Source organism: Kineococcus indalonis, assembly GCF_009906395.1.
Taxonomy (GTDB): domain Bacteria; phylum Actinomycetota; class Actinomycetes; order Actinomycetales; family Kineococcaceae; genus Kineococcus; species Kineococcus indalonis.
The window spans coordinates 1-1,117 of sequence record NZ_JAAALM010000838.1 but is presented as its reverse complement, the minus strand read 5'-3'; the positions used below and the strand labels follow the sequence as shown (position 1 = coordinate 1,117).

At 80.9% G+C, this 1,117-nt stretch carries 1 protein-coding gene; it reads left to right on the top strand.

Annotated elements, in window-relative coordinates:
• Positions 1 to 119 precede the first annotated feature (119 nt).
• Positions 120 to 1,117, top strand: a 998-nt coding sequence (locus tag GTR00_RS21465; protein WP_205706372.1) for a LacI family DNA-binding transcriptional regulator, incomplete at its 3' end; no start/stop codon positions are given.

Genomic DNA, 1,117 nt, shown 5'->3' with positions numbered 1-1,117 from the left:
CCCGCCCCGGCGGCCCCGGCGGGGCCGCCGGTCGGGGGGGTGGTGCTCGTCACCCCCCGCACGGTACGGCCCCGGCGGGGCGGTTGTCGGTGCCCGGGGCGTCTGCGAGCATCCGGCGCGTGCAGCGCCCGGCGACCATCTACGACGTGGCCGCGCGCGCCGGGGTGTCCCGCCAGACGGTGTCGCGGGCGGTCAACGGCCTGGGCGACATCAGCCCCGCCACCCGCGAGCGCGTCCTGGCGGTGGCGCGCGAGCTGGGGTACCGGCCCTCCCGCTACGGGCGCGGCCTGGCCGGCGCGGACCGCCGCCTCACCCTGGGGCTGCTCGTGGCGGACCTGACGAACCCGTACTACCCGGAGTTCGCCTCGGCGACGGTGCGCTTCGCCGCGCGGGAGGGCTGGAACGTGGTGCTCGTGGACACCGCCGCCGCCGGCGACCCCGCCGCGCAGCTGACCGACCTGGCCCGCCAGGCCGACGCCGTGCTCGGGTACTTCCCGCACGCGCCCGGGGAGGCGCAGGCCCTGCAGGGGGTGCCGCTGGTGGACGTGGACCCGCCCGGGGAGCGCCACCCCGGCGGGGTCGTGGAGCTGGACCCGCGCCCGGCGCTGGCGGAGGTGGCCGTCCACCTGCGCGCGGCGGGGGTGCGCCGGCCGGTGCTGCTGGACGTGGAGCGCGGCGGCGAGCCCAGCCGCAGGTTCACCCGGGCGCGCGAGGCCTTCGCCGCGGCCGGGCTGGCGCTGGGGCGCGTGCGCGCCCACCGCGAGGACGTCGAGGCCGGCGACGCCGCCGCGGCCGCCGCCCTGCGCGGCGGCGGGTCCCGGCCCGACGCGCTGCTGGCGTGGAACGACCTGGTGGCGCTGGGCGCGCTGGCCGCGTGCCGCCGCCTGGGCGTGGACGTGCCCGGCGAGGTGCGGGTGGTGGGCGTGGACGGCCTGGCGCTGGGGGCGTGGGTGGCGCCGCGCCTGACGACCCTGGCGGTGGACATGGCGCAGGTGGCGCGCGAGGCGGTGGACCTGGCGCTGGCGCTGCACGCCGGGGACCTCACCGCCGGCGGGCGGGGCGCGGTGCGCCGCGTGGAGCACCGCCTGGTGCTGCGCGATCCGGTCGAGGTCGAGGA